Origin of the sequence: Luteimonas huabeiensis HB2, assembly GCF_000559025.1 — a bacterium.
GTDB classification, from domain to species: domain Bacteria; phylum Pseudomonadota; class Gammaproteobacteria; order Xanthomonadales; family Xanthomonadaceae; genus Luteimonas; species Luteimonas huabeiensis.
In genome coordinates, this window is sequence record NZ_JAAN01000047.1 from 1 (window position 1) to 18,501 (window position 18,501).

At 72.8% G+C, this 18,501-nt stretch carries 15 protein-coding genes; 7 read left to right on the forward strand and 8 right to left on the reverse strand.

Translation table 11 applies throughout. The features are described from left to right. Positions 1-81 precede the first annotated feature (81 nt). The 5 genes from Z164_RS0118475 to Z164_RS0118500 all read right to left on the reverse strand — a co-directional run bounded on the left by Z164_RS0118475 (position 82) and on the right by Z164_RS0118500 (position 6,499). Complete coding sequence (locus tag Z164_RS0118475) at positions 82-1,389, reverse strand: aminotransferase class V-fold PLP-dependent enzyme (protein ID WP_043690927.1); 1,308 nt, start codon at positions 1,387-1,389, stop codon at positions 82-84. A gap of 1 nt (position 1,390) precedes the next feature. Continuing rightward, positions 1,391-3,772: a TonB-dependent receptor plug domain-containing protein gene (locus tag Z164_RS0118480; protein WP_024892156.1), complete on the reverse strand. Its 2,382-nt coding sequence runs from the start codon at positions 3,770-3,772 to the stop codon at positions 1,391-1,393. A 212-nt stretch (positions 3,773-3,984) separates the two neighbouring features. Next, complete coding sequence (locus tag Z164_RS0118490) at positions 3,985-4,740, reverse strand: DUF3800 domain-containing protein (protein ID WP_024892157.1); 756 nt, start codon at positions 4,738-4,740, stop codon at positions 3,985-3,987. Continuing rightward, positions 4,740-5,543 carry an ABC transporter permease gene (locus tag Z164_RS0118495; protein WP_024892158.1) on the reverse strand — a complete coding sequence of 268 codons (804 nt, stop codon included), beginning with the start codon at positions 5,541-5,543 and terminating at the stop codon, positions 4,740-4,742. Before Z164_RS0118495 ends, Z164_RS0118490 begins: the two co-directional genes overlap by 1 nt. Next, complete coding sequence (locus tag Z164_RS0118500; protein WP_043690930.1) at positions 5,540-6,499, reverse strand: ABC transporter ATP-binding protein; 960 nt, start codon at positions 6,497-6,499, stop codon at positions 5,540-5,542. The genes Z164_RS0118495 and Z164_RS0118500 overlap by 4 nt, the downstream gene beginning before the upstream one ends. 165 nt (positions 6,500-6,664) lie before the next feature. Here Z164_RS0118500 and Z164_RS0118505 point away from each other — a divergent pair, with 165 nt between their 5' ends. The 5 genes from Z164_RS0118505 to Z164_RS0118525 all read left to right on the forward strand — a co-directional run bounded on the left by Z164_RS0118505 (position 6,665) and on the right by Z164_RS0118525 (position 12,585). Next, a complete protein-coding gene (locus tag Z164_RS0118505; RefSeq protein WP_269079021.1) occupies positions 6,665-7,426 on the forward strand; it encodes a ferredoxin--NADP reductase in 762 nt (253 codons plus the stop codon). Between the two features lie 406 nt (positions 7,427-7,832). Continuing rightward, a complete protein-coding gene (locus tag Z164_RS0118510; RefSeq protein WP_152541057.1) occupies positions 7,833-8,996 on the forward strand; it encodes a hypothetical protein in 1,164 nt (387 codons plus the stop codon). Between the two features lie 106 nt (positions 8,997-9,102). After that, on the forward strand, positions 9,103-10,590 hold the full coding sequence (locus Z164_RS0118515) for an alpha/beta hydrolase (RefSeq protein ID WP_024892162.1): 1,488 nt from the start codon (positions 9,103-9,105) through the stop codon (positions 10,588-10,590). Positions 10,591-10,645: 55 nt separating this feature from the next. After that, on the forward strand, positions 10,646-11,392 hold the full coding sequence (locus Z164_RS0118520) for an ABC transporter ATP-binding protein (RefSeq protein ID WP_024892163.1): 747 nt from the start codon (positions 10,646-10,648) through the stop codon (positions 11,390-11,392). Beyond that, complete coding sequence (locus tag Z164_RS0118525; RefSeq protein ID WP_024892164.1) at positions 11,389-12,585, forward strand: ABC transporter permease; 1,197 nt, start codon at positions 11,389-11,391, stop codon at positions 12,583-12,585. The genes Z164_RS0118520 and Z164_RS0118525 overlap by 4 nt, the downstream gene beginning before the upstream one ends. Before the next feature lie 234 nt (positions 12,586-12,819). On the opposite strand, the gene Z164_RS0118530 is transcribed toward Z164_RS0118525, so the two are convergent. Next, complete coding sequence (locus tag Z164_RS0118530) at positions 12,820-13,854, reverse strand: energy transducer TonB (RefSeq protein WP_024892165.1); 1,035 nt, start codon at positions 13,852-13,854, stop codon at positions 12,820-12,822. 234 nt (positions 13,855-14,088) lie between these two features. On the opposite strand from Z164_RS0118530, the gene Z164_RS0118535 reads away from it, so the two are divergent. Together Z164_RS0118535 and Z164_RS0118540 are read left to right on the forward strand one after the other, a co-directional pair. Further along, on the forward strand, positions 14,089-14,838 hold the full coding sequence (locus tag Z164_RS0118535) for a sulfite exporter TauE/SafE family protein (protein ID WP_024892166.1): 750 nt from the start codon (positions 14,089-14,091) through the stop codon (positions 14,836-14,838). A gap of 34 nt (positions 14,839-14,872) precedes the next feature. Continuing rightward, positions 14,873-15,370, forward strand: coding sequence for a PaaI family thioesterase (locus Z164_RS0118540; protein ID WP_024892167.1), 498 nt, complete (start codon positions 14,873-14,875; stop codon positions 15,368-15,370). 14 nt (positions 15,371-15,384) lie between these two features. On the opposite strand, the gene mnmE is transcribed toward Z164_RS0118540, so the two are convergent. After that, positions 15,385-16,728 (reverse strand): tRNA uridine-5-carboxymethylaminomethyl(34) synthesis GTPase MnmE, encoded by a 1,344-nt coding sequence (gene mnmE, locus Z164_RS0118545; RefSeq protein WP_024892168.1) that lies wholly within the window; start codon positions 16,726-16,728, stop codon positions 15,385-15,387. 37 nt (positions 16,729-16,765) lie between these two features. Further along, positions 16,766-18,499 (reverse strand): membrane protein insertase YidC, encoded by a 1,734-nt coding sequence (gene yidC / locus Z164_RS0118550; RefSeq protein WP_024892169.1) that lies wholly within the window; start codon positions 18,497-18,499, stop codon positions 16,766-16,768. Positions 18,500-18,501 lie beyond the last annotated feature (2 nt).

The window sequence follows — 18,501 nt, forward strand, 5'->3', positions numbered from 1 at the left end:
GTCCTTAAGATACAAGGGCGCCTTTGGCGCCGTCGGCCCCATTCCGCGGGTCGCCTCCCGCACCGCGAAGGTCGAGACGACCTAGGCGTCGCGCGCGATCTCGGCGAGCGCGTCGCCCAGGCGGTCGGCTTCCGTGGCGCGGGTGAACACCGCGGGCGTGGCGCGCACGCAGGCGCCGGAGGCCAGGCCCTCGCGGGCGACCACCTGGATACCGAAGCCGTCGTGCAGGCGCTGGGCGAGCGCGCGCGCATCCTGCGCCGAGGCGCGGCCGCGCAGGCGCACCGAGGCGATGGCGCTGCGCAGGCGCGGGTCCTCCGGCGCCAGCACCTCGTAGGCGCCGCTGGCGCGCGCGGCGTCCAGCCAGCGCCCGGCGAGAAACTGCAGGCGCGCCTGCTTGCGCGCGGTGCCGATCGCCTCGTGCAGGTCGAGCGCGTCGGGCAGGGCCATGAAGGCGGCGAAGTTGACCGTGCCGGTGTGCACGCGCGCGTGCACCGCGCCGTGCGGATCGGGCTCGCCCAGGTAGGGATCGATGGCGTCGGCGCGGCCCTCGCGCACGTACAGCCCGCCCACGCCCAGCGGCGCGCCGATCCACTTGTGGAAGTTGATGCCGGCGAAGTCCGCGCCCTGGTCGGCTAGGCGCATGTCGAGCTGGCCGACGCCGTGCGCGGCGTCGAGGATCACGTCCACGCCGCGCCGGCGCGCCAGCGCGGCGATCTCGGCCACCGGCAGGCGCAGGCCGTGGCGGTGGCTGACCTGGGTGAGCAGCATCATCCGCAGCCGCGGGTGGCGCTCCAGCGCCTGCGCATAGGCGTCGATCATGCCCTGGTAGGTGGCCGGCTCCGGCAGCGCCAGCTCGATCACCTCCACCCCGCGCCGCTTCCGCAGCCAGCGCATGGCGGTGATCATGCTGTCGTAGTCGACGTCGGCGCACAGCACCGCGTCGCCGGGGCGCAGCCGGTTGTAGCCGCCGATCAGCGCCTGCAAGGCCTCGGTGGCGTTGCGGGTCAGCGCCAGCTCGCCGGCGCCGATCCCGAGCGCGCGCGCGGCGCGCGCCTGCGCATCGCGGTACAGCGCCGGGAACGCGCGCCGGGCGAAGGCCGCGCCCTCGCGGTTCACCCGCTCGGTGTGCCGGAGGTAGGCGTCCAGCACCGGCCGCGCCATGACGCCCCAGTAGCCGTTCTCCAGCGGCACCGGGTCGCGGGCGACGTCGTACAGCGCGGCGATCCGCGCCCACCAGGCCTCGTCGCGCGCGAGCGCATCGGGGCCGACGCCGGCCGGCGCCGGCGGTACCGCACCGGCACCGGCGTCGGCCAGGGAGGCGCCGGCCGCGGCCGCCAGCGGCAGCAGGCTGCCGGCGCGCAGCAGGCGGCGACGCAATGGATCGGTCACGTCAGAACCTCAGCCGCAGCTGCGCGTAGACGTTGCGTCCGTCGGTGTCGTAGGGCGCGTTGCGCGAGTAGATCAGCCCGCGGCTGGCCTGGTAGACGGCCTCGTCGGGATAGCGGTCGAAGACGTTCTCGGCGCCGATCCGCAGCGACAGCGCCTCGGTCGCCTGCCAGGTGGCGGCGAGGTCGAACAGCAGCATGTCGCCGAAGTCCTGGAAGATCTCGCCGGTGCTGTTGCCGGTGGAATCGGTCCAGGCGCCGTAGTAGCGCGCCCGCGCCATCCACTCCCAGCGGTCGCGGCCGAAGGTGGCGGCGAGGCTGCCCTTGTTGCGCGGCAGGCGGTCCTCGAACACGCGCTTCTGCGCCGGGTTGGTGGCGATGGCGGTGCTGCCGCCCTCGACCTCGGTGCGGTTGTGGTTCCAGGCCAGGGTCAGGCCGAGATCGCCCTGGGCCAGCGCGCGGCGGTAGTGGGCGACCAGGTCGACGCCGGTGGTGACGGTGTCGAAGTCGTTGGTGAACCAGTACACCGAGGTGTAGCGCATCGGGTTGTCGATCCCGTCCGGCACCGCGCGCCAGGCCGAGGTGCCGAAGCGGTCGTCCACGGCGATGCGGTAAACGTCGAGCGAGCCCGAGAACCCGGCCGCGCCCTGCCAGGCCAGGCCCAGGGTCATCGACTCGGATTCCTCCGGCCGCAGCGGCTGCGCGCCCATCGCCTGCGCGATCGGGTCGTCGGGCGACAGCCGGCCGGTGTTGAAGACCAGCAGGGTGTTGGTGTCCAGGCCCTGGGTGGTCGAGGTGGAATAGAGCTGGCCGGGCGTGGGTGCGCGGAAGCCGGTGGACCAGGCGCCGCGCAGGGCCAGACCGTCGATCGGTTCCCAGCGCGCGGAGAGCTTGCCGTCGAGGGTGTCGCCGAATTCCGAGAAGTCCTCGTAGCGCAGCGCGCCGCCGAACGCCCAGCGCTCGCCCACCGGCACCTCGACGTCGAGGTAGGCCGCCTGGCTGGTCTGGTCCCAGCTGCCGGCCTGGGCCGGGCTGAAGCCGGGCGCGCCGCTGGCGTTGGGCGCGAGGCCCGCGGCCGCGCCCGGGCCCACCGCCCACGAGGCCTCGTCGCCCTGGCTCACCGTGTAGGTCTCCTTGCGGTGCTCGGCGCCGAAGGCCACGTTGACCGGCGCCGACAGCGCGGCGGGCTGCCAGGCGTAGACGAAGTCGAGGTTGAGGTTGGTCTCTTCCTGCTCGAGGTTGCCGAGGTAGAAATCGGTCGGGCTGGCGGGGCCGAGCGAACCGTTGAAGGAGTTGCCCAGGGTGTAGTCGATGCTGCTGCTGCCGTGCGAGGCGCTCGCGTCCCAGCTCAGGTTGTCGCCCAGCGCGCCGCGCACGCCGGCCAGCAGGTGCAGATCCTCGGACTCGTTGCCGTACTGCGGCGAGAAGCCGACCGGGTAGATCGTGCGCAGGTCGAAGCCGGGAAAGACGTCGGTGGTGCGGAACAGCTCGCTGTTGGTGTCCGGGTTGCGCCAGTTGAAATCGCTCAGGCCGTCGCTGGTGCCGTACAGGCCGTAGCCGTACAGCGAGGTGTAGCCGCCGAGCGAGAGGTCGAGGTTGAAGCCGGCCTTGGTGCTTTCCAGCTCCGGCTGGCCCCAGCGCTGCACCGGGTCGGGCACGTCCAGCTCGGGGTGCGCTTGCTGGAACGCGATGGCATCCGGACGCTGGCGCGAGCGCGAGGTGGGGTCGGCGTTGTCGTACTCGGCGAACAGGCGCAGGCGGCCGCGGCCGCCCAGGTCGAAGCCGTAGGCCAGCTCGCCGCCGTACGTGGTGCCGTCGCCTTCGCTGTACTCCGACGCCTTCAGGGCGAAGGCGCCGCCGAGGCTGTCGTCGAGGATGATGTTGATCACGCCGGCGATCGCGTCCGAACCGTACTGCGCGGCGGCGCCGTCGCGCAGCACCTCGATGCGCTTGATCGCCGCGGCCGGGATCTGCGCCAGGTCCGCGCCCTGCGCGCCGCGACCGCCCAGCAGCGCCGAGCGGTGGAAACGACGCCCGTTGACCAGCACCAGGGTGTGGTCGGGCGAGAGCGCGCGCAGCGTGGCCGGGCGCACGAACACCAGGCCGTCGTTCATCGGCAGGCGCTGCACCACGAACGAGGGCACGAGCTGGGCGAGGATGTCGTTGACGTCGCTGGATTCGACCGCGCGCACGTCTTCGGCGGTGAACACGTCGATCGGCGCCATCGTGTCGAACTGGGTGCGGGTGCTGCCGCGGGTGCCGGTGACGATCACCGCGTCGAGTTCGGTGGAGCTGGAGGTGGAGGCGGACGGCGTATCGGCCTGCGCGGAGGCGGACACGACAGACAGCGCGGTAGCGACCGCGCCGGCGAGAAGAGTGGGATTCATGGCATCGACAGGATTAGGACGACGGATGCGGGCGCATCCGTGCCGAGCCGCCGGCGCATGGTCGGCGCGCATGTTGACCTGTTGATGACAGCGTTGGCGCTTCGCCGGCCGATACTGGACAGCCCGTTCGATTCGGCCTTATAATCCCCGTCGGATCGGGGATTCTCGGTCGGCATCAGGCCTTGGCGGAAACGCCGGGGCCTTTTGTTTTGTTAGGGAAAGCACTTCAAACCAAAGCCTTGGAACTTTCCCGATTTATCGCGATCCAGCTTGGAGGCGACGATCTCCCATGCCCGGTTCTCCTGCTGAGGACGCAGCTGCTTCATTCCGATCGGCCGCGCGACCAGATCGGCAAGCTGGAGCCCGATGGAGTTGCTCTTCTTGTCGGCGATGACGGGAACGAAGGGAAGCTGCCTGTTCGGGTAGTTGTCGCCTTCGCAGATGCGCCGAAATGCGAGCTCCAGGTCTTCGTCCTCGTTGCGGCCTCGCGACTCGCATATCACGTGCGTCCACAATGCGCCGCGCGCATCCTGGGTCTGGCCCGACTTGCTCAACGTGTAGTAGATCCGCTCCAGACAGAATCGAAGCGACATCTCGTATGGGTTGTGTCGATCCCCACGCTGGTCGAGCAGGCGATGCTTGTCGATCACCGCGGCGAAGATCGTGATCTTCGCCTGGCGCAGCGCGTCGTTGAGTACTTCTAGAAAGGCGGTCTTCTTCCCGGGCTCTCGAAGAACCGCGAAAGGCCCAAGGTCGCGACGGATGTCGCGCTCGTGCAGGACGACCGTATCGTGTCCGAACGTGTCGAACTTGATCCTCTGAATGGCCGGTACCACCGTCTCCATGTAATCACGTTTGCTGATGAGGCAGCAGGCGAGCACGAAGAGCGGATAGCCAGGGTCGATCGTTGCCATCCCGTGGTCGCCGCTCTCGTCGACGAACACGATGTAGTCGCTGAAGCCCGCCATCAGCTGCGCAACCCCACGCCGCGGCGCAGCAGCGTCAGCGCCACCCACGACAGCACCGCGACGAAGCCCAGCATCAGCGCGTAGGCGATCCACAGCGGCACGTCGGAGCGGCCGAGCAGGCCGTAGCGGAACGCGTTGACCATGTAGAAGATCGGGTTGGCGTGGGTCATCGTTTGCGCCCAGCCGGGCAGCAGGGTCACCGAGTAGAACACGCCGCCCAGGTAGGTCAGCGGCGTGAGGATGAAGGTGGGCACGATGGTCACGTCGTCGAACTTCTTGGCGTAGACGGCGTTGATGAAGCCGGCCAGCGAGAAGATCGTCGCGCCCAGCAGCACGGTGCTGAGGGTGACCAGCGGATGCGGGATGCGCACGCGGGTGAACAGCATCGCCACGCCCAGCACGATCGCGCCCACCACCAGACCGCGCGCGACCGCGCCGGCCACGTAGCCCCACAGCACCACCCAGTCGGGCATCGGGCTGACCAGCAGCTCCTCCACGTGGCGGCCGAACTTGGCGCCGAAGAAGCTGGAGGAGATGTTGCCGTAGCTGTTCTGGATGACGCTCATCATCACCAGCCCCGGGACGATGAAGTCCATGTACGACACGCCGCCCATGTCGCCGATGCGCGAGCCGATCAGGCCGCCGAAGATCAGGAAGTACAGCGTCATGGTGATCGCCGGCGGCACCAGCGTCTGCGCCCAGATGCGCAGGATGCGCACCACCTCGCGGCGGACGATGGTGCCCAGCGCCACCCAGTGGGCGCGCATCGGGGAGGCGGACGCGGATTGCGGGGCGGCGCTCATGCGGCGCGCTCGGCGTGCTGCGCGGTCATGCGCACGAACAGTTCCTCCAGGCGGTTGCTGCGCGTGCGCATGGAGCGCACGCGGATGGCCGCGGCATCGAGCGCGGCGAACACGCGGTTGAGATCCATCGAGCGGGGCATCTCCAGGTCGAGGGTATGGCCGTCGCGCGCGTGCAGCCGCACGCCCTCCACGATCGGCAGCGCCGGCGGCAGCTCGCCGTCGATGTCGAGCACGAAGGCTTCCACGTCCAGCTTCGACAGCAGCGCGCGCATCGAGCCCTGCTCGACGATGCGGCCGTGGTCGATGATGGCGAGGTTGCGGCACAGCGCCTCGGCCTCCTCGAGGTAGTGCGTGGTGAGGATGATGGTGGTGCCGGCGGCGTTGATCTCCTGCAGCGCCTGCCACATGCCGCGGCGGATCTCGATGTCCACGCCGGCGGTGGGCTCGTCGAGGATCAGCAGCCGCGGCCGGGTCATCATCGCGCGGGCGATCATCAGCCGGCGCTTCATGCCGCCCGACAGCGTGCGCGACATCGTCCGCGCCTTGCCCCACAGGTGCGCGGCGCGCAGCTCCGCCTCGGCGCGCTCGGCGGCCTCGGCGCGCGGCACGCCGTAGAAGCCGGCGTAGTTGACCAGGATGTCGAACGGCTGCTCGAACAGGTTGAAGTTGATCTCCTGCGGCACCAGGCCGATCAGGCGCATGGCCTCGCCGCGGCGGCGCGCGATGTCCACGCCGAACACCTCGACGGTGCCGGAGGTGGCGTTCACCAGCGAGGACACGATGCCGATCAGGGTGCTCTTGCCGGCGCCGTTGGGGCCGAGCAGCGCGTAGAAATCGCCGGGCGCGACGTCGAGCGACACGCCCCTGAGCGCTTCCACGCCGCCGGCGTAGGTCTTGCGGAGGTCTCGGATGGACAGGGCGGGCGGCGATCCGACCGCCTCGCGGGGTGCGTGCATACGAACGTTCCGGCCGCGAGAGGCGCGGCGAATCCCGTTAGTATAGGCGGCTGCCCGGCGGCACCCTTGCGACGTAGCGTTGCGTTCGCACCCCCCGCCGGCCCGTCGCGGCGCCCGCGGGCGCCGGTCCCGCGGCCGCGCGCCGCGCCTCGCGAACGAACCGTCTTGGCCATCCAGCAGTTCCCCCTGACCCTGACCGCGCGCCGGATGCTGGCGCCCAGCGTCGCCCACCTCGGCTTCGAGCGCAGCGACGGCCAGCCCATGGCCTTCGTGCCGGGGCAGTTCATCCAGGTGCATTTCCAGTACGCCGACGGCACCCCCACCAAGCGCAGCTATTCGCTGGCCACGATCCCCGCCGACGACGGCGCCACGCGCTCGGTGGAGATCGCGGTGAGCTACGTGCCCGGCGGCGCGGCCACGGCGCTGTTCGAGGGCCTGGAGATCGGCGACACGGTCCACGCCAGCGGCCCGTTCGGGCGCTTCTGCCTGATGCCGCAGGACGCCAACCGCCGCTACCTGCTGATCGGCACCGGCACCGGGGTGACGCCCTACCGCGCCATGCTGCCGCAACTGGCGCGGCAGATGGACGAGCGCGGGATCGAGGTGGTGCTGCTGTCCGGCGCGCGCAGCCCCGCCGAGCTGCTCTACGGCGACGAATTCCGCGCCTTCGCCGAGGCCCACCCCGGCTTCCGCTTCGTGCCCTGCTTCTCGCGCGAGCTGCCGGCGCCCGGTTCGCCGCACCACCACCCCGACGTGCGCCACGGCTACGTGCAGCAGTTCCTGGACGAATTCGCGCCGCGCGCCGACGGCGACATCGCTTACCTGTGCGGCAACCCGAACATGGTCGATGCCAGCTTCGAGGCGCTGAAGGCGCGGGGGCTGGGGGTGGCGCAGATCCGCCGCGAGAAATACGTCAGCTCCAAGTAGGCCCAGGGCGGCGGATCCCCGGCCCGCCGCAGGGCGGCGGGCGTTCGCACCGGCGCGCGGCCGTGCCGCGCAAGCCGCCGGCGCTCACCCACCGCGAGAAGTACGTCAGCTCCAAGTAGGTCCCGGGCGGCGGATCCCCGGCCCGCCGCGGGGCGGCGGGCGTTCGCGCCGGCGCGCGGCCGTGCCGCGCAGGCCGCCGGCGCTCACCCACCGCGAGAAATACGTCAGCTCCAAATGGGCCCCGGGCGGCGGATCCCCGGCCCGCCGCGAGCACTACGTCGGCTCCAAGAAGTGCGCCCAGGCGGCGGATTGCCGACCGGCCTCCCGGGGCGGCCGGCGGACTGCGCCGCTGGACTTGTCCGCGCCGAGCCGACACGCTTTGGGTCCGCCCAGGGGACCGCACCGCATGCCGCGCATGGAAGACTGCCTGCCCGCCTTCGCGGATCCGCCCAGGGCGCCCGCCTGGCGGCGCTGGACCGTCGTGGTCCTGACGTTCCTCGGCGGCGGCCTGTTCGGCGTGGCCGCGGCCACCTTCGCCGACCGCCTGCTCGGCGTGCTGTCCTGGCCCGCGCTGGCCGGGTTGTTCGCCAGCCTGATGCTGGGCGTCTGGCTGCACGTCGTGCTGCACGAGGCCGGCCACGCGCTGGCCGGGCTGGCGGCGGGCATGCGCCCGGTGGCGCTGGGGGTCGGCCGCTGGCGATTCGAGCGCAGCGCCAGCGGCGCTTGGCAGCGCCGCCGTGCCGACGCCATCGCCGGCGTGGGCGGCTTCGCGATCATGCTGCCGCGCGACGGGCGCGGCCGCGGCCGGCGCGCGCAGGCGATCTATCTGCTGGGCGGGCCGCTGGCCAACCTGCTCACCGCGCTGGCGGCCGGGCTGCTGGCGACGCGCCTGTCGTCTCCCCCCGCGGTTGCAGCGCTGTCCGGCATCGGCGTCGGCGCGCTGCTGGTCGGGCTGGTCAACCTGGTGCCGTTCCGCACCCACGGCTGGTCGTCCGACGGCATGGGCCTGTGGCAACTGCTGCGCGGCGCCGGCGACGCCCTGCTGGGCCAGCGCCTGCAGGCCGCTGCCGGCCTGTCGCTGTCCGGCACTCGCCCGCGGGACTGGCCGCCGGACCTGCTGCCCGACGAGCCGGCGCTGGACGGCGCCTCGCCGCTGCTGGCCGCGCAGGGCCGCATGCTGCGGCTGGCGCATGCGGTGGACCGTGGCGACCGCGATGCCGCCTGGGCGGATGCGCGCGCGCTGGCGGCCGGCGCGCGCACGGTGCCGGCGGCATTTCGTGCGCACGTCGCGGTGGCGATGGCCGGCTTCGCCGAGGCGACGACCGAGGACACGGCGCTGCTCGCGGCCTGGCGCCCCTGGTGCGAGGGCGGGCTGCTCGACCTGTCGCCCTACCGCCACTGGCTCGATGCCGAGCTGGCCGCCCGCCGCGGCGAAGCGGATGCCGCCGCGCGGGCGCTGGCCTGCGCGCGCGCCGCGCGCGATCGCCTGCAGGACCGCGCCGGCCTGATCCTGTTCGACGAGGCCCTGGCGCGCGTGCAGCGGCGGCTGGCGCGCCGGGTGGCGGCTTGAGGTCACAATGCACGCCGGTCGCGCGTCTGGGGACTACGACCTGGCCGGCGCGGGGACACACCCTCCCATCGCACCGCCTCCACCCGACCACCGTTCGAGGAACGACATGAGATCGAGACTGCCCCTGGGCGCCGTATGCGCGGCCCTGCTGCTGGCCGGCTGCGCGGGCGCCGGCGACGGCGCGCACCGGCGCTACGGCGAACTGGCGCTGTCGCCCTGCGCGATCGGCCAGTCCGGCCTGCGCGTCGAGGCGATGTGCGGCACCTTCGAGGTGCCGGAGAACCGCGACGACGCCGATGGCCGCCGCATCGCGCTCAACATCGCGGTGCTGCCGGCGCGCAACGACACCGGCCTGCCGCCGGTGTTCTTCCTCGCCGGCGGGCCCGGCCAGGCCGCGACCGAACTCGCCGACCACGTCGACACCATCCTGCGCGAGGTGCGGCGCTCGCGCGACATCGTGCTGGTCGACCAGCGCGGCACCGGCCGCTCGAATCCGCTCGACTGCCGCGCCGCCGACGGCTCGCCCCTGCCGCTGGATCCGCAGCGGATCGCCGATGCCGCGGCGCTGACCGATTACGCCCGCGCCTGCGCGGCGACCATCGGCGAGCGCGCCGATCCGCGCTTCTACACCAGCCGCGACGCGGTCGCCGACCTCGACGCGGTGCGCGAGGCGCTGGGCGCCGAGCAGGTGGAGCTGGTCGGCGGCTCCTACGGCACGCGCATGGCCCAGCAGTACGCGATGCGCCACCCGCAGCGCGTGCGCACCGCGGTCCTGGCCGGCGTGGTCCCGAACGATCTGGTGATCGGCGCCGAGTTCGCCCACACCTTCGAGAACGCGCTGGCGCTGCAGAGCGCCCAGTGCGACCGCACGCCGGGCTGCCGCGAACGCTTCCCGACGCCGGCGCCGGAGCAGCTGCGGCGGGTGATGGCGCGCCTGCAGCAAGCGCCGGCCGAGGTGGAGTACCGGGGCGCCAGCAGCGGTGCGATCGAACGCGGCACCGTGGTGCCGGACACCGTCACCTCGCTCGCGTTCGCGTTCTCCTACGCGCCGCAGACCGCCTCGCTGCTGCCGCTGATCCTCGACGAGGCCGACCAGGGCCGCTACGGCGCGCTGATGGCGCTGACCCGCATGACCGGCGAGCGGATGGCCGACGACATCAACCGCGGCATGCAGTGGTCGGTGCTGTGCGCGGAGGACGCGCCGCGCTACGCGCCCGCCGCGGAGGCCGCCGATACCGTGCTCGGCGCGGAGGTCGGCGAGATGTTCTTCGCCCCCTGCGCGGCCTGGCCGCACGACCGCGCCGACCCCGCGCAGGCCGAGCCCTTCGCCGCCGAGCTGCCGGTGCTGCTGCTGTCGGGCGAGCTGGACCCGGTGACGCCGCCGGCCTACGGCGAGCGCGTCGTCGCCCACCTGCCCGCGGGCCGGCACCTGGTGCTGAAGGGCCAGGGCCACGGCACCCTCGCGCTGGGCTGCGTGCCCAAGCTGCTGGCGCGTTTCATCGAGACCGCCGACGCCGCCGCGCTCGATACCGAATGCCTGGACGCGATGCGCGACGTGCCGCCCTTCACCAGCTTCAACGGGTGGGACCCATGACGGCCGCGAACCTGCCGCCCCGCCCCCACGCCGCCCCACTGCCACGGACCGCCGCATGATCACCGCCCACCAACTGCACAAGGCGTTCAAGACCCGGACCGGCACGGTCCAGGCGGTCGACGGCGTCGACTTCGTCGCCGAGGACGGCCACATCACCGGCCTGCTCGGCCCCAACGGCGCCGGCAAGACCACCACGCTGCGCATGCTCTACACGCTGATGCGGCCCGACCTCGGCGAGGTGCGCGTGGACGGCATCGACGCGGCCGCCGACCCGGCCGCGGTGCGCCGCGTGCTCGGCGTGCTGCCCGACGCGCGCGGCATCTACAAGCGCCTCACCGCGCGCGAGAACATCGCCTACTTCGGCGAGCTGCACGGCCTGTCGCGGGCGACGATCGCCGAGCGCACCGCGCAGCTCGCGGCGAGCCTGGAGATGGACGACATCCTCGACCGGCGCACCGAGGGCTTCAGCCAGGGCCAGCGCACCAAGACCGCGATCGCGCGCGCGCTGGTGCACGACCCGAAGAACGTGGTGCTCGACGAGCCCACCAACGGCCTGGACGTGATGACCACCCGCGCGATGCGCGCCTTCCTGCAGCGCCTGCGCGGCGAAGGCCGCTGCGTGGTGTTCTCCAGCCACATCATGCAGGAGGTCGCCGCGCTGTGCGATCGCATCGTGATCGTCGCGCAGGGGCGCGTGGTCGCCGCCGGCACGCCCGACGAGCTGCGCGATCGCTACGGCGAGGCCAACCTGGAGGACGCCTTCGTCCGCGCCATCGGTTCCGAGGAGGGCCTGCTCGCATGAAGACCCGCCGCTTCGACAACGCCTCCGCCCTGTGGGCGGTGATGCGCAAGGAACTGCTGGACATCTCGCGCGACCGCCGCACGCTGGCCGTCGCCCTGTTGCTGGGCCCGCTGCTGTACCCGCTGATGATGTTCGGCATGTCGACGCTGGCCGAGAAGCGCGTGCGCACGCAGATGGACGGCACGCTGGAGGTGCCGGTGGTCGGCGCCGAGCGCGCGCCGAACCTGGTCGCGTTCCTCGCCACGCAGGGCATCGAAGCGACCGCGCCGCCGGAGGATCTGGACGCCGCGATCGCCGAGCAGCGCGTGGACGTGGCGCTGGAGATCTCGCCGACCTTCGCCGAGGACTGGCATGCCGGCCGCGCGGCCGGCGTGGACATCGTCAGCGACAGCACCCGCCGCAACGCCGAGGTGCCGATCGCGCGCGTGCGCGCCGCGTTGCAGGCCTACGGCCAGCAGGTCGGCGCGCTGCGGCTGATGGCGCGCGGCATCGATCCGGGCGTGATGCGCCCGCTCGGCGTGGGCACCCGCGACCTCGCCAGCGAGGAGGCCAAGCGCGGCATGCTGCTCTCGCTCCTGCTGCCCTACCTGCTGGTGCTGTCCACCTTCTTCGGCGGCGCCTACCTGATCATCGACGCCACCGCCGGCGAGCGCGAGCGGCAGTCGCTGGAGCCGCTGCTGGCCACGCCGGCCGCGCGCGGGGCGATCGTCAGCGGCAAGATGGCCGCCGCCTGCGTGCTGGGCCTGACCTCGCTGCTGCTGATCCTGCTGGCGTTCAAGGGCAGCGCGCAGATGGCCGGCGACATGGCGCAGATGCTCGACGTGCGCTGGTCGGCCATCGCCAAGCTGCTGCTGGTGCTGCTGCCGATGCTGGTCATCGGCACCGCCTTCTTCACCTTCCTCGCCTCCGCCGCCAAGAGCGTCAAGGAAGCGCAGAGCCACATTTCCTGGCTGATGCTGCTGCCGGCGGTGCCGACCTTCGTGCTGATGGTGAACCCGATCAAGACCCAGCTCTGGCAGTTCGTGGTGCCGTTCCTGGCGCAGAACCAGCTGATCCTGAAGGTGATCCGCGCCGAGCCGATCACCGCGGAGGTCTGGGCGGTATACCTGCTGGCCTCGGCGGCGCTGGCGGCCGCGCTGTGGCTGGCGGCGGTGCATCGCTACAGCCAGGAACGGCTGGCGGTGGCGGGCTGAGGCGGGCGCCGATGGCGGAATCGTCCCAAGGGCGGCGCGCGCCGCCCTTCTCCCGCAAGCGGGCCCACATCGTCCCTTCTCCCGCAAGCGGGGTCATGTTGTTCCTTCTCCCGCACGCGCAGCGCCGGATGAGGGGCTTTTTGCACGCCCGCGGCGCGCCGTCATCCGCCTTCGGCCCTTCCTCCGCACACACCGGGGAAGGATCGTCGTGACCTTCCGGAACCGCGACGCGACCTAGTTGCCCGAGCTGAAGCCGATCGTCCGGCGGGTGGTGATCGGCGCGTCCACCGGCTCGAAGCGCCAGCGGCGCACCGCCGCGAGCGCCTCGCGGTCGAAGACGCGCGGCGGATCGGCGCGGACCACGCGCGCGTTGATCACCGAGCCGTCGGGGGCGACGGTGAACTCCACCAGCACCTCGCCCGATTGTCCGCTGCGCAGGGCCTCCGACGGATAGCGCGGCGCGGGGGTGCTGATCGCGCGCAGCGTGCTAGCGGGCGCCGGAGCTGGGGCCGGTGCCGGCGCGGGGGGGGCCGCGCGCGTCTGCGCGGCCCGCTCCTCGGCGGCGCGCTGTTCCGCGGCGCGGCGGGCGGCCGCTTCGCGTTCGGCGGCCGCCGCCTGCTCGGCCTGCCGCTGCGCCTCCTGCTGCGCGGCCAGCTCGCGGGCGGCCTCGGCCTGCTGCGCCTGCTGCTGCTGCGCGCGCTCGGCCTCCAGCTGGCGGCGGCGTTCGGCCTCCTGCTCGGCGGTGAGCTGCTGTTGCTGCGCGCGCGCCTGGCTGGCCTCGCGGGCCGCGGCGATGCTGCCGGCCAGCCGGCCCAGCGCCGGGTGGTCGGGATCGGCGCGCTGGATCAACGCCTGCAGCCGCTCGGCTTCCTCGAAATCCTCGCGGTCGCGCGCCTGCTCGGTGGCGATCACCGTCATCGGCAGCAGGTCGGTCAGCGCGCTCGACGCGCCGGCGTCGCCGGGCTGCTTCTCGCGCAGCGCGATGTAGTACTCCATCGCGTTGTCGCCGGCCGGGGCGTACAGCCGGCTCTCCTGGTAGGCCTTGGAGGCGGCTGCGCGCAGCTCGTCGGCGCTCAGCGCCGCCACCGCGTCGGAGGCCGGTGCATCCTGGGTGGCCGCGGCCGGGGGGCTGCCGTCGGCCGGCGCCGGCGCGTCCGCTTCCGGTGCCGCGGGATCCTGCGAGCAGGCAGCCAGCAGACAGGCCAGCCCCGTCGCCAGGAAGCGGGCGCGATACGGCCGATGCCCGCCACGATGTGATGTCTTCGTCATCCGCTATTCTCCCCCTCATGTGCGTTGCGCACGACCGCCCGGCGATGCGCGTCCGCGCGGTGCGGGACGCCCGCTGCGCGCCGGCCCGGTGCGCCCCCGCGCGACGGCGATGGCCGGGCCAGTGTAGCGTGTTCGCCGCCGGGGCCGATCCCGGCCCCCGCCTTCGGCCGGGCCGAAGGCGCGAGGCCCGCAATCCGCATTGTGCGCCGTGGCGGCCACGGCTCCAATGCGGCCATGCGAGACGACGCCATCCTCCTGCTGCCGCTGCTGGCGCCGATCTTCCTGGCCGCCGGGCTGGTCAAGGGCGTGACCGGGATGGGCCTGCCCACGGTCGCGATGGGGCTGCTGGGCCTGACGATGCCGCCGGCGGCCGCGGCGGCGATGCTGGTGGTGCCCTCGCTGGCGACCAACGCCTGGCAACTGCTGGCGGGACCGTCCACGGCGAGCCTGCTGCGACGGCTGTGGCCGATGCTGCTCGGCATCGTGGCCGGCACCCTCGGCGGCGCCGCGCTGCTGGTCCGGGTGGATCCGCAATGGTCGGGGCTGGCGCTCGGCGTGGCGCTGATCGCCTACGCGCTCTACGCGCTGGTCTCGCCGGCGCTCGCGGTCCCGGCGCGGATCGAGCCTTGGGCCTCGCCCGCGGTCGGCCTGGCCACCGGCGCGATCGCCGGCGCCACCGGCGTGTTCGTGATGCCGGCGGTGCCCTATCTGCAGGCGCTGCGGCTGGGGAAGGACGCGCTGGTCCAGGCGCTGGGACTGTCGTTCACCGTCTCCACGCTCGCCCTGGCCGCGGGCCTGGCCGCCCACGGTGCGTTCCGCACCGGCCAGCTCGGCCTGTCCGCGCTCGCCGTGTTGCCGGCGCTGGCGGGGATGTGGCTGGGCCAGCGCATCCGCGCGCGGATCGGCCCGGAACGCTTCCGCCTCTGCTTCCTGGCCCTGCTCGTGCTGCTGGGGCTGGAACTGGCGTCCAGGCCTTTCCTGTAAGCCGCACCGCCTTCCCCGAACCGGAGCCGCCCGCATGACCCCGAACGCCCCTCCGCCCCGCGCCGGAATTCCCGTCCTCGAGTACCTGCAGCGGCAGCTCGACGGGACGCTCGCCGAGGGCGACGTCACCCACATGCGCTATCCCACCGCGATCTCCCGGCTGCTGGGCTTTCGCATCGTCGCCATCGGCGAGGCGATGGCCGCCGTCGAGCTGGACGCCGACGCGGCGCTGCACGGCAACCAGCAGGGCACCGTGCATGGCGGCCTGCTGTGCGAGCTGGCCGATGCCGCGATCGGCACCGCGCACTCCACGCTGATGCAGGAGAGCGAGAGCTTCGCCAGCATCGACCTCAGCGCCACGTTCCTGCGCCCGGTCTGGCGCGAGCGCCTGCGCGCCCATGCCTGGGCCGCGCACCGCGGCCGCACGATCAGCCACTACCGCTGCGAGATCCAGCGCGAGGACGGCAAGGTGGTGGCCAGCATCGCCAGCGCGGTGATGACGCTGCGCGGCGAGGGCGCGCAGGGGCGGTAGCCGCGCGCGCCGCGCTACTTCCCGATGCAGAACGTCGAGAAGATGCGTCCGAGCAGGTCGTCGGGCAGCACGCGGCCGGTGATCTCGCCGAGCGCGTCGTGCGCCAGGCGCAGCGCCTCGGCGGCGAGCTCCAGGCGCTCGGCATCGAGCTCCGCGGCGGCGGCCTGCAGCTCGGCGGCCGCCGCCTGCAGGGCGTCGACGTGGCGCGCGCGCGCGGTGAAGGCGCCGTCGCCCGGCGCCTCGCCGTCGTCGAGCAGCGCGACCAGCCGCGCGCCGAGCCGCTCCAGGTGCAGGCCGGTCCTGGCCGAGACCGCCAGCGCGTTCCCATCCGCATCGGCATCGGCCGGCGCGGGCAGCAGGTCGGCCTTGTTGTGCACGACCAGGCGCTTCGGCACGCTGGCCACCGCGTCGGCCACCGCGGCGAGGCCGGCGGCGGGATCGCGCGCATCGACCACCACCACGGCCAGGTCGGCGCGTTCCAGTTCGGCCTGCGCGCGGCGCATGCCTTCGCGCTCGATGGCATCGCCGCCGCGGCGCAGGCCGGCGGTGTCGACCAGGGTCAGCTCGATGCCGCCGACGCGCACGGTCTCGCGCAGCAGGTCGCGGGTGGTGCCGGCGATCTCGGTGACGATGGCGCGTTCGCTACCGGCCAGCGCGTTCAACAGCGAGCTCTTGCCGGCGTTGGGCGGGCCGACGATCACCGCGTGCCAGCCGTCGCGCAGCTTGCGGCCGCGACGCGCCTGCGCCAGCACTTCGTCCAGGGCGGCGCGCGCGGCGTCGAGTTCGTCGCGCAGGCGCTGGCCGCCGAGCGTGTCGATCGGTTCGTCGGCGAAGTCGATCGCCGCTTCCACCTGCACGCGCAGCGCCCATAGGGTTTCGGCCAGCGCATCCACGCGCTGCGAGAACGCGCCGTCGAGCGCACGCCGCGCGGCACGCGCGGCGCGTTCGTCGGCGGCGGCGATCAGGTCGGCGACGGCTTCGGCCTGGGCCAGGTCCAGGCGGCCGTTGAGGAAGGCGCGCTCGCTGAACTCGCCGGCGCGCGCGCGCCGCGCGCCCAGCGCCACCGCGCGCTCGAGCAATGCCTGCAGCAGCGGCGGGCTGCCGTGCGCCTGCAGTTCCACCACGTCCTCGCCGGTGTAGCTGGCGGGGGCGCGGAACCACAGCGCGATGCCGTCGTCGATCGCCTCGCCGCCGGCGCCATGGAAGCGCACGTAGTGGGCGTACCGGGGGCGCAGCGCCCGGCCGCAGAGCGCTTGCGCGATCTCCCGCGCGCGCGGTCCGGACAGCCGCACCACGCCGATGCCCCCGGCGGCGGGGGCGGTGGCGATCGCGACGATGGTGTCGGTGGCCGGGCGCATGCGCGGATGATCGCAGGCCGCGGCGGCGGCCGCGCGGTCAGGCCTTGGCGGGCTTGGCCGGCTTGTCCTCGGAATACTTGCGGATCAGCCACCACTGCTGCAGCAGGCCGAGCGTGCCGTTGGTGACCCAGTACAGCACCAGACCGGCCGGGAAGAAGATCATGATCACGCCGAACACCAGCGGCATGAAGGTCATGATCCGCTGCTGCATCGGGTCCATGCCGGTCGTCGGCGAGAGCTTCTGCGTGGCCCACATCACCGCCATGTTGAGGATCGGCAGGATGAAGTAGGGGTCGCGCGCGGTCAGGTCCTGGATCCACAGGATCCACGGCGCATGCCGCAGTTCGACCGATTCCAGCAGCACCCAGTACAGCGCGAAGAAGATCGGCATCTGCAGCAGGATCGGCAGGCAGCCGCCGATGGGGTTGATCTTCTCCTTCTTGTACAGCTCCATCATCGCCATCTGGAACTTCTGGCGATCGTCGCCGTAGCGTTCCTTGAGCTGCTGGATGCGCGGCTGGAACTTGCGCATCTTCGCCATCGACTTGTACTGCGCCTGCGACAGCGGGAACAGCGCCAGCTTCACCAGCACCACCAGGCCGATGATCGCCCAGCCCCAGTTCTTGAACAGCCCGTGCAGGAAGTCGAGCAGGCGGAACAGCCATTCGCCCAGCACCGCCATCACGGTGAAGCGCGAGTAGTCCACCGCGCGGTCGAGACCGCGCACGTTCTCGGCGCGGATCAGGCCGACCAGCTTCGGCCCCACCCACAGGCGCGCGGTGGTCGCCGCGCTCTGGCCGGGGGCGACGCTGACGCCCGGGCCGAGCTCGCGGATCAGGTGCGGGCTGCGCGGGCCGCCGCCATCGACGTGCAGCGAGATCGTGGTCTCGTCCTGGGCCTCGGGAATCCAGGCGGTGAAGAAGTGGTGCTGCAGCAGCGCGATCCAGCTCGCGGTGCCGCGCTCGTTGACGCCGCCGTCGTCGAGGAAGTCGGCGAACTTGCGGCGGCCGAACTCGTGCTCGGCGGTGTACCACACGCCGCCGTTGAGGCTGAAGGACTCCGGGTCCGGGTTCATCCAGTTGCCGCGCGCGACCGGCGGCACCTTGGCCAGCTGCCGATACACGAAGCCCTGCCACGGCCGGTCGCCACGGTTGATCACCTCGTCGCGGACCTCGATCGCGTAGCTGCCGCGGCGCACGGTGTAGGTACGACGGATGCTGACCCCGTCCGGCCCGGTCCACACGAAGGGCACGCTGACGCTGTCCCCGGTCTCGCCGAGCGCGTAGTCGGTGCCGCCGTCCTCGGAGACGAAGCCCGCCTCGTGGGTGGGCGCGGTGTCGGTGCTGCTGACCCAGCCGACCTGTGCGGCGTAGAAATGGGCCGGATCGGTGTTGAACAGCGCCACCGGCGCGCTGCCTGGTTCGCGGGTCTGCGGGTAGCGCAGCAGTTCCGCGGTCACCACGTTGCCGCGGTCGAAGGTCAGGCGCAGCACGTCGCTGGTGACGGTGACCGCAGCGGCCGACGCGGGCGCGGGCGCAGCGGCCGCGCCCGGGACCGCCTGCCCGGCGGTGGGAGCGGTGGGGATCGCAGCGCTGCCGGCCGCCGGCGCGGTCGGCGCGGCGGGAATCGACCCGGCCGTTGCCGCCGGCGCGCCCTGCGCGGTGGCGGCGGCCTCCGGCGCGGGCGCGGCCTGTTCCCGGCTCCATTGCATCCACAGCAGCGTCGCCACCATCAACCAGGCGAGGATCAGGAAGGTACGGGTCTGGTTCATCG

What these genes read in the sequence shown, in the direction of transcription:
- Z164_RS0118480 (WP_024892156.1), bottom strand. Translation starts at nt 3,772, where the DNA reads ATGAATCCCACTCTTCTCGCCGGCGCGGTCGCTACCGCGCTGTCTGTC.
- Z164_RS0118490 (WP_024892157.1), bottom strand. Translation starts at nt 4,740, where the DNA reads ATGGCGGGCTTCAGCGACTACATCGTGTTCGTCGACGAGAGCGGCGAC.
- Z164_RS0118495 (WP_024892158.1), bottom strand. Translation starts at nt 5,543, where the DNA reads ATGAGCGCCGCCCCGCAATCCGCGTCCGCCTCCCCGATGCGCGCCCAC.
- Z164_RS0118500 (WP_043690930.1), bottom strand. Translation starts at nt 6,499, where the DNA reads ATGCACGCACCCCGCGAGGCGGTCGGATCGCCGCCCGCCCTGTCCATC.
- Z164_RS0118510 (WP_152541057.1), top strand. Translation starts at nt 7,833, where the DNA reads ATGCCGCGCATGGAAGACTGCCTGCCCGCCTTCGCGGATCCGCCCAGG.
- Z164_RS0118515 (WP_024892162.1), top strand. Translation starts at nt 9,103, where the DNA reads ATGAGATCGAGACTGCCCCTGGGCGCCGTATGCGCGGCCCTGCTGCTG.
- Z164_RS0118520 (WP_024892163.1), top strand. Translation starts at nt 10,646, where the DNA reads ATGATCACCGCCCACCAACTGCACAAGGCGTTCAAGACCCGGACCGGC.
- Z164_RS0118525 (WP_024892164.1), top strand. Translation starts at nt 11,389, where the DNA reads ATGAAGACCCGCCGCTTCGACAACGCCTCCGCCCTGTGGGCGGTGATG.
- Z164_RS0118530 (WP_024892165.1), bottom strand. Translation starts at nt 13,854, where the DNA reads ATGACGAAGACATCACATCGTGGCGGGCATCGGCCGTATCGCGCCCGC.
- Z164_RS0118535 (WP_024892166.1), top strand. Translation starts at nt 14,089, where the DNA reads ATGCGAGACGACGCCATCCTCCTGCTGCCGCTGCTGGCGCCGATCTTC.
- Z164_RS0118540 (WP_024892167.1), top strand. Translation starts at nt 14,873, where the DNA reads ATGACCCCGAACGCCCCTCCGCCCCGCGCCGGAATTCCCGTCCTCGAG.
- mnmE (WP_024892168.1), bottom strand. Translation starts at nt 16,728, where the DNA reads ATGCGCCCGGCCACCGACACCATCGTCGCGATCGCCACCGCCCCCGCC.
- yidC (WP_024892169.1), bottom strand. Translation starts at nt 18,499, where the DNA reads ATGAACCAGACCCGTACCTTCCTGATCCTCGCCTGGTTGATGGTGGCG.